Annotated in this window: 14 protein-coding genes; 8 read left to right on the forward strand and 6 right to left on the reverse strand. The window is 59.3% G+C overall.

Features of this window, described 5'->3' with window-relative positions; all coding sequences use genetic code 11:
• Positions 1 to 7 precede the first annotated feature (7 nt).
• The gene (locus C4N24_RS03835; protein WP_112090389.1) at positions 8 to 919 is read right to left on the reverse strand and encodes a pyridoxal-phosphate dependent enzyme; all 912 of its coding nucleotides are present in this window, start codon (positions 917 to 919) and stop codon (positions 8 to 10) included.
• A 226-nt stretch (positions 920 to 1145) separates the two neighbouring features.
• Between C4N24_RS03835 and C4N24_RS03840 the strand changes: the two genes are divergently transcribed.
• From C4N24_RS03840 to uvrC, 8 genes are all read left to right on the forward strand, one after another.
• Positions 1146 to 1529 carry a sigma factor-like helix-turn-helix DNA-binding protein gene (locus tag C4N24_RS03840; RefSeq protein ID WP_015536880.1) on the forward strand — a complete coding sequence of 128 codons (384 nt, stop codon included), beginning with the start codon at positions 1146 to 1148 and terminating at the stop codon, positions 1527 to 1529.
• Between the two features lie 26 nt (positions 1530 to 1555).
• Entirely contained in the window at positions 1556 to 2911 is a 1356-nt protein-coding gene (gene ffh, locus C4N24_RS03845) for a signal recognition particle protein (protein WP_005920375.1), read from the forward strand.
• Positions 2912 to 2980: 69 nt separating this feature from the next.
• Entirely contained in the window at positions 2981 to 3223 is a 243-nt protein-coding gene (gene rpsP, locus C4N24_RS03850; protein ID WP_022257433.1) for a 30S ribosomal protein S16, read from the forward strand.
• A 17-nt stretch (positions 3224 to 3240) separates the two neighbouring features.
• Positions 3241 to 3474 carry a KH domain-containing protein gene (locus tag C4N24_RS03855; protein ID WP_005920371.1) on the forward strand — a complete coding sequence of 78 codons (234 nt, stop codon included), beginning with the start codon at positions 3241 to 3243 and terminating at the stop codon, positions 3472 to 3474.
• Between the two features lie 200 nt (positions 3475 to 3674).
• Entirely contained in the window at positions 3675 to 4211 is a 537-nt protein-coding gene (gene rimM, locus C4N24_RS03860; RefSeq protein ID WP_005920369.1) for a ribosome maturation factor RimM, read from the forward strand.
• A 3-nt stretch (positions 4212 to 4214) separates the two neighbouring features.
• Positions 4215 to 5462: a tRNA (guanosine(37)-N1)-methyltransferase TrmD gene (trmD, locus tag C4N24_RS03865; RefSeq protein WP_112090390.1), complete on the forward strand. Its 1248-nt coding sequence runs from the start codon at positions 4215 to 4217 to the stop codon at positions 5460 to 5462.
• Positions 5463 to 5744: 282 nt separating this feature from the next.
• Positions 5745 to 6008 carry an HPr family phosphocarrier protein gene (locus C4N24_RS03870; RefSeq protein ID WP_005920365.1) on the forward strand — a complete coding sequence of 88 codons (264 nt, stop codon included), beginning with the start codon at positions 5745 to 5747 and terminating at the stop codon, positions 6006 to 6008.
• Between the two features lie 126 nt (positions 6009 to 6134).
• On the forward strand, positions 6135 to 7988 hold the full coding sequence (uvrC, locus tag C4N24_RS03875) for an excinuclease ABC subunit UvrC (RefSeq protein ID WP_112090391.1): 1854 nt from the start codon (positions 6135 to 6137) through the stop codon (positions 7986 to 7988).
• Positions 7989 to 8049: 61 nt separating this feature from the next.
• Here uvrC and C4N24_RS03880 read toward each other — a convergent pair whose 3' ends face one another.
• From C4N24_RS03880 to C4N24_RS03900, 5 genes are all read right to left on the reverse strand, one after another.
• Positions 8050 to 9156 (reverse strand): HAAS signaling domain-containing protein, encoded by a 1107-nt coding sequence (locus C4N24_RS03880; protein WP_112090392.1) that lies wholly within the window; start codon positions 9154 to 9156, stop codon positions 8050 to 8052.
• 3 nt (positions 9157 to 9159) lie between these two features.
• Positions 9160 to 9477, reverse strand: a complete 318-nt coding sequence (locus C4N24_RS03885) for a PadR family transcriptional regulator (RefSeq protein WP_112090393.1) — start codon at positions 9475 to 9477, stop codon at positions 9160 to 9162.
• Between the two features lie 264 nt (positions 9478 to 9741).
• Positions 9742 to 10569, reverse strand: coding sequence for a transporter substrate-binding domain-containing protein (locus C4N24_RS03890; RefSeq protein ID WP_112090394.1), 828 nt, complete (start codon positions 10567 to 10569; stop codon positions 9742 to 9744).
• Between the two features lie 48 nt (positions 10570 to 10617).
• Positions 10618 to 11418, reverse strand: a complete 801-nt coding sequence (locus C4N24_RS03895; protein WP_112090395.1) for an amino acid ABC transporter ATP-binding protein — start codon at positions 11416 to 11418, stop codon at positions 10618 to 10620.
• An 18-nt stretch (positions 11419 to 11436) separates the two neighbouring features.
• Positions 11437 to 12120 carry an amino acid ABC transporter permease gene (locus C4N24_RS03900; RefSeq protein ID WP_112090396.1) on the reverse strand — a complete coding sequence of 228 codons (684 nt, stop codon included), beginning with the start codon at positions 12118 to 12120 and terminating at the stop codon, positions 11437 to 11439.
• Positions 12121 to 12135: the final 15 nt, after the last annotated feature.

The raw sequence follows: 12135 nt of genomic DNA on the forward strand, positions 1-12135 counted from the left end.
CAGCCGCTTACACGATGCTGGCGCGTCCGCTGAAAATGGCCAGCGCAGCGCGGCTGTTGCAGTTGGCCAGCAGCTGGGCGGCGGCGTGCAGGGCAGCACCGGCGCTGACCGAAGCGGGGATGGCATCGGTGCGCAGTACCTGCTGGGCAGCCCGCTGGGCGTCCCGGCTTGCCACGGCGGAAACATTATCCACCACATAGCTGTTGTAGTTTTCCGGCACGATGCCGTAGCCGATATCCGGGATGCCGTGGGGGCCGGTAAGCCCGCCGCCCAGCACCTGATTTTCGTACGGCTCTACCGCCACGATGCGCACATCGTTCGTCCATGCCTTGATGGTCTCGCCCACGCCGGTCACCGTACCGGCGCTGCCCACGCCAATGGTAATGGCGTCCACAAGGCTCTGGTTCTGCCGGGCAATGCTTTGCACGATGGCGGGGCCGGTGACCCGGCGGTGATATTCCGGGTTATCGTCGTTGGCCAGCCAGTTCATATAGTACCAGCCGTTTGCGGCGGCGGTCTGCGCCGCCAGCGCCCGCGCCCCGGCCAGACCGCTGCGGGCGGGGCTGTGCCGGATCTGTGCACCCAGCCGCAGCAGGTACTCCTGCCGCAGGGCAGGGGCGTCCTCCGGCATCACCAGCACGATAGGGTGCCCGGCGGTCAGGCTGGCCAGCGTCAGGGCGGTGGCAAAGGGGCCGGAGGCCGCCTCGATGATGGGCTGCCCCGGGGCAAGCTGCTTTTTTTCAATGGCAAGCGCCAGCATCCCCTCGGCAAGGCCGTCCCGGGCGGTGCCGGTGGGGCCGTAAAAATCCAGATACGCATACAGATGCCCCTTCAGCCCGCAGGCGGCGGCATAGCCCCGCAGCTCCACAATGGGACAGGCGGTGGTAAGGGTCTGGTAAAAATTAGAGTAGATCGGCACAAGGGCACTCCTTTCTCTTGGGATACAACACTATTATCCTAACGCAAAGCCCCCGGCTGCGTCAAGATGCCTTTTGGCAAAAACAGCGAATTTCAGGCAGATATTTCAGAAAAAACTCCAAAATCCCCTTGACAAGGGGCAGGGGTTCTGGTATACTCCATCCGTAAAGCAAAAAAACTTTACAACACAGCAAGTACAGACAGCAGAGCACCGGGGGTCAACAGCAATGGCAAAAGATCTGGAAATGGGGTATCTGCTGGATTTTTACGGCGAGGTGCTTACCCAGAAGCAGCGCGAGATGCTGCGCCAGTATTACAACGATGATCTTTCGCTGAGCGAGATCGGCGAGAACTTCGGCATCACCCGGCAGGGCGCACGGGACGCCATCAAGCATGGCGAGACCACCCTGAAGGAGCTGGAAGAAAAGGTAGGCTTTGCAGCCCGCTACCGGCGGGTGCAGCAGAAGCTGGAACAGCTGGAACAGCTGGTCATCGACACCCGTTTCGAGTGCACCGGCCCCCGCGCCAATATCACCACCACGGAGTATGTGGAAACGCTGACAAAAATGCTGGAGATCATCCGCTCGATGGATGAAGCAAACGAAAGCTGATCGAATTTTGAAAGGAGCACCGCACAATGGCATTTGAATCCCTGACCGACCGCCTTGCCGGTGTATTCAAAAAGCTGCGCGGTCACGGTAAGCTGACCGAAGCAGATATCAAGGCCGCCATGCGCGAGGTACGGATGGCTTTGCTGGAAGCTGATGTCAACTATAAGGTTGCCAAGGACTTCTGCGCAAAGGTGTCTGAGCGCGCCATGGGTCAGGAGGTCATGGAGAGCCTGACCCCCGCCCAGCAGGTGGTCAAGATCGTCAATGAGGAGCTGGTAGCCCTCATGGGCGGCAGCGAAGCCGCCCGCCTGAACATCAAGAACAAGGGGCAGACGGTCATTATGCTCTGCGGCCTGCAGGGCAACGGTAAAACCACCCACGCGGCAAAGCTTGCCAAGTTTTATATCAAGCAGGGCCGCCGCCCCATGCTGGTAGCCTGCGATATCTACCGTCCTGCGGCTATTGACCAGCTGCAGGTGGTGGGCAAGCAGGCCGGTGCGCCGGTGTTCACCCTGCCCGGCGCAAAGCCGCCGGAGATCGCCCGCAAGGCGCTGGCGCACGCCAAGGACTACGGCAACGATATCGTCATTCTGGATACGGCAGGCCGTTTGCAGATCGACGAAGTGCTGATGCAGGAGCTGGTGGACATCAAGGCCGCCGTTCCCGTGGACGAGACCCTGCTGGTGGTGGACGCCATGGCCGGTCAGGATGCCGTCAACGTGGCCAAGACCTTCAACGAGACGGTGGGCGTGGATGGCATCATCCTCACCAAGACCGACGGCGATACCCGCGGCGGTGCAGCGCTTTCCGTGCTGGCCGTTACCGGCAAGCCCATCAAGTTCCAGGGCACCGGCGAAAAGCTGGATGATCTGGATGTGTTCCACCCGGACCGCATGGCAAGCCGTATCCTTGGCATGGGCGATGTGCTCAGCCTGATCGAGCGCGCACAGGATGCCGCCGACGAAAAGGCCGCCGAGGAGACCGCCAAGCGGCTGATGGAAAACAAGTTCGATATGAACGATATGCTGGAGCAGTTCGCCCAGATCCGCAAGATGGGCGGCGCAGGCGCAATGCTGAGTATGCTGCCCGGCGCATCCGGCATCGATGCCAGCCAGATCGACGAAAAAGCCTTTGACCGCATCGAGGCCATGATCTATTCCATGACCAAAGAAGAGCGGGAAAAGCCCTCCATCATCAACCCCAAGCGCAAGCGCCGCATTGCCGCAGGCAGCGGTACCCGCGTAGAGGACGTGAACAAGCTGCTCAAGCAGTACGAGATGATGCAGAAGATGATGAAGCAGTTCAAGAAGAGCCCCAAGGGCTTTGCCCGCCGTCTGGGCGGCATGATGGGCAACCCCAACGCCTTCCGCGGACTGAAATAACAACGGTATACAACCCCGGCGGGGTTTGTAACATATATCAAATACAACAATTTTTGGAGGATATCTATTATGGCAGTTAAGATTCGTCTGCGCCGCGTTGGCGCCAAGAAGGCTCCCTTCTATCGTGTTGTCGTTGCTGACAGCCGCTTCCCCCGCGATGGCCGCTTCATTGAGGAGATCGGCACTTACGATCCCAACAAGGAGCCCTCTGAGGTGAAGATCGATGCCGAGAAGGCAAAGCAGTGGATCGCTAACGGCGCTCAGCCCACTGATACCGTTCGTGTCCTGCTGAAGAAGTCCAACATTCTGTAAGTAGGGAGGGCTGACTCATGCAGGAGCTGTTGCTGGCAGTTGCCCGCGGTCTCGTGGAGGATAAGGACGCCGTTAAGGTCACGGTGGACGAGCCCCGCGAGGACGGTACCATCGTCTACCACCTGAGCGTGGCAGAGGGAGATATGGGCCGTGTCATCGGCAAGCAGGGCCGGATCGCAAAAGCCATTCGTGTGGTGATGCGCGCGGCTGCTGTGCGGGTCGATGAAAAGGTCCTTGTTGAGATCGACTGAGCACCCTACGGGCCCTTTGCCTTTGCGGCAAGGGGCCTTTTTGTTATTAACAGGCTCACCCTCTCCGGCATTGCTTGCGCAATGCCACCTCTCCCAAAGGGAGAGGCAAGAGCCTGACCGCAACATTCTTGGCTCTCCCTCTGGGAGAGCTGTCACCGCAGGTGACTGAGAGGGCGAGGATGCTACACAGGAGCGAATTTATGCAGCAATATCTGGAAGCCGGAAAAGTTGTTACCACCCACGGTGTGCGCGGGGAAATGAAGCTGGAGCTTTGGTGCGACGGGGTGGATTTTTTGAAAAAAGTGGGCCGCCTGTACCCTTCGGCACAGGGCGGCAAGGCATATAAGATCCTTTCCATCCGTCCGCAGGGGCAGATGGCGCTGCTCCAGCTGGAGGGGGTCAGCGATATGGATGCCGCCCGGGCGCTGCGCGGGCAGGTGTTCTACTTTGACCGCAACGATGCCACCCTGCCCGCAGGCCGGTGGTATGTGGCAGACCTCATCGGGTGCGAAGTGCGGGATGCCGACACCGGCAAGGTGTACGGTGTGGTGACCAGCGTGGATCACCCGGGTGCGCAGGATATCTACACCGTCAAGGCACCCGGCGGCAAGGAGTATATGTTCCCCGGGGTGGATGCCTTTTTGAAAGAGCGCAACCCGCCGGAGGGGTATATCCTTGTTACCCCCATCCCCGGTCTGCTGGATGACGATTTTGACAGCGAGCGGGAGGAGGAGTAAGCCATGGGAATGCGTGTGGATATCGTGACCCTGTTCCCGGAGATGTGCCAGCAGGTGCTGGATGCCAGCATCATCGGCCGGGCGGCAAAGCGGGGCTATATTGAGACCCACTGCCACCAGATCCGGGACTACACCCTGAACAAGCAGAAGCAGACCGACGATTACCCCTACGGCGGTGGCTGCGGCATGGTGCTGTACGCCCAGCCCATCGCGGACTGCCTGCGGGCGGTGCAGCGCGAGGTGGCCGAGCAGGGACGCTCCGCCCCGCATATCGTGTTCCTGACGGCGGGCGGGCAGCGCTACACCGAGGAGCACGCAAAGCGCTTGGCACAGTACGACAACCTGACGCTGGTCTGCGGCCACTACGAGGGCATTGACGAGCGTGTCATCGATGCTTTTGCGGACGAGGAGATCTCCATTGGTGATTATATCCTGACCGGCGGCGAGCTTGCCAGCCTTGTGGTGGCAGACAGCGTGCTGCGCCTGAAGCCCGGCGTATTGGCCGAGCAGAAGGGTTATGAGGAGGAAAGCTACTGGGACGGTCTGCTGGAATACCCCCAGTACACCCGCCCCGAGGTGTGGGAAGGTCGTGCCGTGCCCGAGGTGCTGCTGGGCGGCGACCATGCAAAAATCGACGCATGGCGCGGTGAGCAGAGCCGCACCCGTACCCGTCTGCGCCGCCCGGAGCTGTACGAGCAGTGGTGCACGAGCCACCCCATTGCCGAAGTGCCCAAGTGGAAGCGGGGCGAGAATGTCCGGCTGGTAAAGACCGCTGAACAGTTTGCCGCCGCCGCAAAGCTGTTTGCCGAGGGACGGCAGGCTGTCTGTGCCGATAACTGGACGCCGGAATACTGCCGCACCCTGACCGAGCCGCAGTTTTTGCTGCAATTGCAGCAGGAAAAGGCGGCGGGCTGGGTGTGCTACCTGCACACCACCAAGGACGTGCCGGACGGCATGGTGTGCGTCAGCCATAAGGCGGGGCATATCGAGCACCTGTTCGTCACGGAAAAAGCCCGGGGCAACGGCATCGGCGCAAAGCTGCTGGATTTTGCCCGCAAAAAGCTGCCGGAGCACGCACACCCGGTGCTGAGTGTTCTGAACACCAACACCCGCGCCATTGCGCTGTATACCCGCATGGGCTGGCAGCTGGACGGCAGCACCAGTCTGGAATTTGACCCGCAGCAATACCCCACTGTGACGCGTAAATGCGCACTGGTGCAGATGCGCTACGCAGGCCCTGCGCAGGAGTGAGCCGGCACCGGAAATGTCGGTGAAAATACACAAAATTCAGAGGAAAACTCCCCGGCGGTCTAAAAGTTGTTGAAAACTTTTGTATTACCCCTCTAACCTTCGGGGTATAATTTTATTGTCTTTGTACAAAACCTGAAAAATGCTCTCGGTTTCATTGGGAAAACCGCCAAAAATGCAAAAGGGGACTGTACAACCGTTTCGACTTGCGCTAAAATGAGTGTAACACAACAGGCACACTATGCTTTTGTACACCAAAACGATATTAGATAGGAGCGCTTTACTATGTACGTAAAAGAAGTTACCGTTGAAAATCAGGTTGGTCTGCACGCTCGTCCGGCTACCTTCTTTATCCAGAAGGCAAACGAGTTCAAGTCTTCCATCTGGGTCGAAAAGGAAGAACGCCGCGTGAACGCAAAGAGCCTGCTGGGCGTTCTGTCTCTGGGTATCGTTGGCGGCACTACCATCCGCATCATCGCTGACGGCGCTGATGAGCAGGCTGCCGTGGACGGCCTGATCAAGCTGGTGGAGTCCGGCTTTGCAGAGTAAGTCTGTATCACAAGCAACAGAAAGCGGCGGGGGCTCCCTGCCGCTTTTTTGGTACGCTTTTTACCGGGAACAAAGGGCTTTCCATTGCGGGAAGCCTCATCCCGCAAATACGGAGGAAGGTGCTGCATGACTAAGGCCGAGCTCTATCAAAAAGCCTGTATGCTGCCGCTGCTGCCCGGGGTGTATATCATCCGGGACAAAAGCGACACCATCATTTATATCGGCAAGGCCAAGCGCCTGCGCATCCGGGTGAGCCAGTATTTCCGCGAGGGCGTGCCACACGATAACAAGGTCAGCCAGATGATCGCCCATGCCTACGCCTTTGACGTTATCGTCTGTCAGAGCGAGTTCGAGGCGCTGGTACTGGAAGCCAGCCAGATCAAGGCGCACACCCCCAAGTACAACATCCTGCTCAAGGATGACAAGGGTTACAGCTATATCCGCGTCACCCGGGAGGACTGGCCGCGCCTTTCCTTCACCCTGCAAAAGGAGGAGGACGGGGCAGAGTATATCGGCCCCTACACCTCCAGCTTTGCGGCGCGGCAGATGGCGGAAACGGCCATGGATGCCTTTCTGCTGCCGCGCTGCTCCAAGCGCTTCCCGCAGGAGATCGGCAAAGGCCGCCCCTGCCTGAACGCCCATATCGGCAAGTGCATGGCAGTGTGCAGCGGAAAAATCAGCTGCGAGACCTACAATCAGGCGGTCAAAAACGCGGTGCACCTCATCCGCTACGGCAAAAAGGATATCCTGAAAACCCTCAACGAGCGGATGCAGGAAGCCTCCGACCGGCTGGAATTTGAGACCGCTGCCCTTCTGCGGGATCAGATCAATGCCATCACCAAGCTGACGGCAGGGCAGAAGGTGGTGGTAGACCCGGACGTGGAGATGGACGTGGTGGCGCTGGCGGGTACGCCGGACAGTGTGTGCGCGGCGGTGCTGCGCTTCCGGGAGGGACGGCTGACCGACAAGCGGGAGTTTTTGTTCCACGATACCTCGGATATCGATGCGGTGCGGGAGGAATTTCTGCCCCGGTACTATCTGGACGATGAACAAATTCCGAAAATCATCGCGGTGGACGCGCTGCCGCCGGACATGGACGCCTTGCAGCAGGCGCTGAACCAGAAGCGGGGCAGCGAGGTACAGCTGTATGTGCCCCAGCGGGGCGATAAAGCGCATCTGGTAGAGATGGCGCACACCAACGCGGTGGAGCGTCTGGCGCGGGAGAGTGGCCGCTACGCCCGGGAGGAAAAGCTGCTGGACGAGCTGGCGCAGGTGCTGGGGCTTTCAAAGCCGCCCCGCGCTATTGAAAGCTACGATATCTCCAACTGGGGTGATGGCAGCAGCGTCTGCGGCATGGTCACCTTCAAGGACGGCAAGCCCTTCAAGGCGGGCTACCGCAAGTTCAAAATGAAAACCGTGGCGGGCACGGACGACTACGCTTCGCTGGCAGAGACTGTTTCCCGCCGGGCGGCAGAGTACGAAAAATACGCTGCACAGGCCGAAAACGGCCAGCTAAGCGGCAACTGGTTCGGGCAGAAGCCGGATCTTTTGCTGATGGATGGCGGCAGGGGACAGGTGAGCGCCGCAAAGGAAGCACTTGCCGGTACGGCACTGGCAGATGTGCCGCTGTACGGCATGGTAAAGGATGACCACCACCGCACCCGCGCCATCGTGGACAGCGACGGGCGGGAAATTGCCATCAACATGAACCGCGGCACCTTTACCTTCATCACCGCCATTCAGGACGAAACCCACCGCTTTGCCAACGCTTACCGCAAGCAGCAGATGAAGCAGAAAAGCTACTCCTCCACCCTGACCGAAGTACCGGGCGTAGGCCCCAAAACAGCCAAAGCCCTGCTGGCGCAGTTCAAGAGCGTGGGCGCGGTGAAGGAAGCCACCCCCGACCAGCTGGAAAACACCCCCGGTGTGGGCAGGCAGCTGGCGCAGACCATCTACGAGTATTTTCACAGGGAAGCATAAAAACACCCCCGGCATCCGTTTTCGTTTCGTTCGGATGCCGGGGGCGTTCTGGGTTCAGGGGTCAATTGGCATAGGAGATGGAGAAATCGCCGGTGGTGGTACTGAGGGAGATTTTACGAGAGGGATTGGCCTTGCCATCTTGGATGGAAGAGCCCATAAGCCCATTGGTGACGAGGGTATAGTCCGAGGCACTGCCCTCCAGGGTCAAGGCGGCCTTGCCAAGGGTGACCGAGATGTTGACATCCTGAGCACCGGACAACATACCGATGGTGCAGTCCCCCATGGCAAGTTCGGCATCGAATTCCGGTGCGGACAGATGGTCAATGTGACAGCCGCCCATGGCAAGATCAAAATCTGCATCCTTCACAGTTAGGCTGTCGGCAGAGACGCTCCCCATGGCAAGTTCCAGATCCAGTTCATCCAGAGAGAGGGTGCCAAGGTCAACGTCCCCCATAGCAAGATCAATGTCCACCTCATGCAGGATATTTTCCGGAACGGTAATGGTGAGCAAAGCGCTGTCGGAATCAGGGAGAGCGTTGTATTTGGGAATATGGTAGGAAAACTCTGTGGTCCCAGCTTTTTCGCTGGAATGGGTGAGGTACCGGGTCCTAAAGCCATCAAACTGTAGCGTGATATCGGAAGCGTTTGGGTCAACAACAAAGAGAACAGTACCATAATCCAACGTCAGCGATAGTTTATCGCTGACCATCTCAGCAGAGAGGGAGAAAGTCAAGCCGTCTGGAGTGGAAACGGGAACGGCGGGCTGCGTAGAGGAACTTTCGGCAGGCACTTCCGCAGAGGAAGCAGGAATTTCTGAGGAAGAAGAAACGGGCTCCACCGGCTGCACCGGGGTAGCTTTGGAGTGCTGGAAGAAAAAGCAAACCAGCACCAGCACCGCCAGTCCGCCGCCCAGCACCATACGCCAGCGGGAATGCGGCTTGCGGGCAGGGGATGCCGGGGCGGCAGAGCTGCCTGCCGGGGTCTGTTCGTCCAGAATCTTACGGGCGACCTCCTCGGGGCTGCCCAGCTCCGCAATGGCGCGGGCTTCGTTTTCCGGCCCGGCGGCGTCCAGATAATCTTCGTAATAACTCAAAGCGTCCTTGCGCTCGGACTCCGGCAAGGGAGCCAGAAGCTGCTCCAGCGCAGCAAGAAATGCAGTACGGGTCATAGATCATTCCACCTCTCTGAAAAATGTGTCAATGGAAGAACGGTAGCGGCTCCACTCCTGCGCGTAGGCGGCAAGCTGCGCCCGCCCAGCGGAGGTGATCTGATAATAGCGGCGGTTGCGGCCATTGAAGGGCGCATCGTAGACCGCGAGCAGCTGATCTTTCTGCAACCGGCGCAGCACCGGGTACAGGGTGGATTCGCTTAGTTCCAGCGTGTGGGTGACCTGTTGGGTGATCTTGTAGCCGTAGGTACCTTCCGGCTCCTGCGCCACCACGGACAGCACAATGGCATCCAGCAGCGCGGCACTGATGGGAAAACTCATGTGGGAACAGCCTCCTTTCGATATGGTGTGTTTCCGTAATATTATATATCATATAATATTACAGAAGTCAATAGTGAATTTACCCCTTCAGCCGCCTGCGGCGTCAGCTCCCCCAAGGGGGCGCCTTTGGCATGGCGGTACAGTTTCTGGTGCAAGCGCAAAGTTTCCGGTTTCGCCAGAGGGAGTTCGTTCCTAACAAAAAAGCTCCCCCTTTCGGGGGAGCTGGATGCGAACGAAGTGAGCAGACTGAGAGGGTCGAGTTTCTCAGTTTTCAGAAGAGATGTCCTGTCCGAAGTACTTTTCGCTCAGGGTCTTTAAGGTGCCGTCGGCGCGCAGTTCCTCAATAGCAGTATTCAGTGCGTCCAGATAGGCGGTGTCCTCGCTCTTGAGCACCGGGATGGCCACATGAGAGGCCTCGGCGGTCTGTGCCACCAGCTTGAAGTCTGCGTCCGGGTGGACATTCAGGTAATCGTAGAAGGAAACGTCCGCGTTCAGGGTGGCGTCAATGCGGCCTGCAGTCAGCAGCTGGATGGTCTCTTCCAGCGTGTCGATACCCTGCACGGTAGCACCGTAGCTTTCAGCCAGCTCCATGTAAGTGGAAGCCAGACTGTTGGCGGTGGTCTTGCCCTTCAGGTCCTCAAAGCTGGTAATGTCGGTATTGTCCTTGCGTACAGCCAGCGCAGTGTGGATGTAGCCGTAGGGGGTGGTGAAAGCGTAGGTCTTAGCACGCTCCTCGGTTACCTCCACGCCGTTGCACACCATGTCGTAGCGGCCGGCGTCCAGACCAGCAAACAGGCTGTCCCAGTCGCTCTCCACATACTCCGGCTCTACGCCCAGCTTTTCGGCAATGGCGCGGGATACCTCCACGTCATAGCCCACCAGCGTGTCGGAGGAATCGTGGTAGCTCCACGGCTGCCATGCGCCCTCCAGCGCTACCACCAGCTTGCCGCTCTTCTGGATGCTGTCCAGCTTATTCAGCGTTGCGGAACTGGCAGTGCTGGCGGCGGTGTCCTTGGAGGAGCAGCCGGTCAGGCCCAGCACCCCGGCTGCGGCCATAACGCCCATCAGAGAGATAAAGGTTCTGCGTTTCATAAGTAAAAATTCCTTTCTGTCGTAAAAAATGCAAAAAGAGAAGTGGTTTTATTCCGTATGGGCGATCCTGCGCAGGAAAGCCCGGGTGCGCTCCTCCTTGGGGGATGCAAAGAACTGCTGAGAGGGTGCCTGCTCCACCACCACACCGTTTTCCATAAACACGGTCTTGGAGGAAACGTTGCGGGCAAAGCCCATCTCGTGAGTGACCACCAGCATGGTCATGCCCTCTTCGGCCAGCTGCCGCATCACGCTGAGCACCTCGCCGGTCAGCTCCGGGTCAAGGGCGCTGGTGGGCTCGTCAAAGTAAATAATTTCCGGGTCGGCGGCAAGGGCACGGGCAATCGCCACCCGCTGCTGCTGCCCGCCGGAAAGCTGGCGGGGGTAGTAGTCGGCACGGTCTGCAAGGCCTACCTTGGCAAGCATCTTCATGCCGATTTCATCCGCCTGCTCCTTGGGCAGCTTCCGCGCCACAATGAGCCCCTCGGTCACGTTTTGCAGGGCGGTCTTGTTGCGGAACAGGTTGTAGTTCTGGAACACAAAGGCGGTCTTTTTGCGCAGCCGGGCAATGTCGGCGCGGCTGGCATGGGCAAGGTCGAAGCTTTCGCCGTCAAATACCAGCTGCCCGGCATCGGCAGTTTCCAGAAAGTTCAAACAGCGCAGCAGGGTGGTCTTGCCGGAGCCGGACGGCCCCAGAATGGCCACCACATCGCCTTTTTCCACGGTCAGGTCTACCCCGCGCAGCACGGGCAGCTCGCTGGCGACCTTCCGTGCACCGGGGCGGTGGAAAAAGCCGGGCTTTGCGTAGGTGCGGAAGGTCTTTTGCACATTGCGGATCTCAAGCATAGCCATAAGTGCTCACCCTCCCTTTTACTGGAAGCCGCGGGCGTTGAGCTGACGTTCCAGCAGCGCCTGCAGCTTGGTGATGACGGTACAGAACAGCAGATACACCACAGCCACCTCGCAGTAGATGGGCAAAAAGATGTAGGTGCGGGCGGCTACCCGCTGCCCCGCCATGAACAGCTCTGCCACCGTGATATTGGACGCCAGCGAGGTGTCCTTGATCATGCCGATAAGGGAGTTGGACAGCGCAGGCACGGCGGTGCGCAGCGCCTGTGGCAGCACGATGCGGCGCATGATCTGCCACCAGCTCATGCCCACGCAGTAACCGGCTTCCAGCTGCCCCTGCGGCACGCTTTCCAGCGCGCCGCGCATGGTCTCGGCGCAGTAAGCACCCTCGTTGAAGGCAAAGGCGATGACCGCCGCCGGAAAGGCGTCCAGCATGATGCCCACGCTGGGCAGACCGTAAAAGATGATGAACAGCTGCACCAGCAGCGGGGTGCCCCGGATGACCCAGATGTAGAACCGGGCGATCTGCCGCAGCACCGGCACATTGGCGTACTGCACCAGCGCCACCGCCACTGCGATGATCATGGCAAAAAAGAAGGAGAGAAGGGTCAGCGGAATGGTCATGGTCAGGCCTGCCGTCAGGATGCGGGGCAGCGCCTCCACCAGCACGCCGACCGTGCGGTTGGATAAAAGTGCTTCAAACATCGGTTTTTCCTCAAA

This window comes from Faecalibacterium prausnitzii (genome assembly GCF_003287405.1).
GTDB classification, from domain to species: Bacteria; Bacillota; Clostridia; order Oscillospirales; family Ruminococcaceae; genus Faecalibacterium; species Faecalibacterium intestinale.

Coding starts and splice junctions, on each gene's coding strand:
- C4N24_RS03840 (WP_015536880.1), top strand. CDS start 1,146: ATGGCAAAAGATCTGGAAATGGGGTATCTGCTGGATTTTTACGGCGAG.
- ffh (WP_005920375.1), top strand. CDS start 1,556: ATGGCATTTGAATCCCTGACCGACCGCCTTGCCGGTGTATTCAAAAAG.
- rpsP (WP_022257433.1), top strand. CDS start 2,981: ATGGCAGTTAAGATTCGTCTGCGCCGCGTTGGCGCCAAGAAGGCTCCC.
- C4N24_RS03855 (WP_005920371.1), top strand. CDS start 3,241: ATGCAGGAGCTGTTGCTGGCAGTTGCCCGCGGTCTCGTGGAGGATAAG.
- rimM (WP_005920369.1), top strand. CDS start 3,675: ATGCAGCAATATCTGGAAGCCGGAAAAGTTGTTACCACCCACGGTGTG.
- trmD (WP_112090390.1), top strand. CDS start 4,215: ATGGGAATGCGTGTGGATATCGTGACCCTGTTCCCGGAGATGTGCCAG.
- C4N24_RS03870 (WP_005920365.1), top strand. CDS start 5,745: ATGTACGTAAAAGAAGTTACCGTTGAAAATCAGGTTGGTCTGCACGCT.
- uvrC (WP_112090391.1), top strand. CDS start 6,135: ATGACTAAGGCCGAGCTCTATCAAAAAGCCTGTATGCTGCCGCTGCTG.
- C4N24_RS03880 (WP_112090392.1), bottom strand. CDS start 9,156: ATGACCCGTACTGCATTTCTTGCTGCGCTGGAGCAGCTTCTGGCTCCC.
- C4N24_RS03885 (WP_112090393.1), bottom strand. CDS start 9,477: ATGAGTTTTCCCATCAGTGCCGCGCTGCTGGATGCCATTGTGCTGTCC.
- C4N24_RS03890 (WP_112090394.1), bottom strand. CDS start 10,569: ATGAAACGCAGAACCTTTATCTCTCTGATGGGCGTTATGGCCGCAGCC.
- C4N24_RS03895 (WP_112090395.1), bottom strand. CDS start 11,418: ATGGCTATGCTTGAGATCCGCAATGTGCAAAAGACCTTCCGCACCTAC.
- C4N24_RS03900 (WP_112090396.1), bottom strand. CDS start 12,120: ATGTTTGAAGCACTTTTATCCAACCGCACGGTCGGCGTGCTGGTGGAG.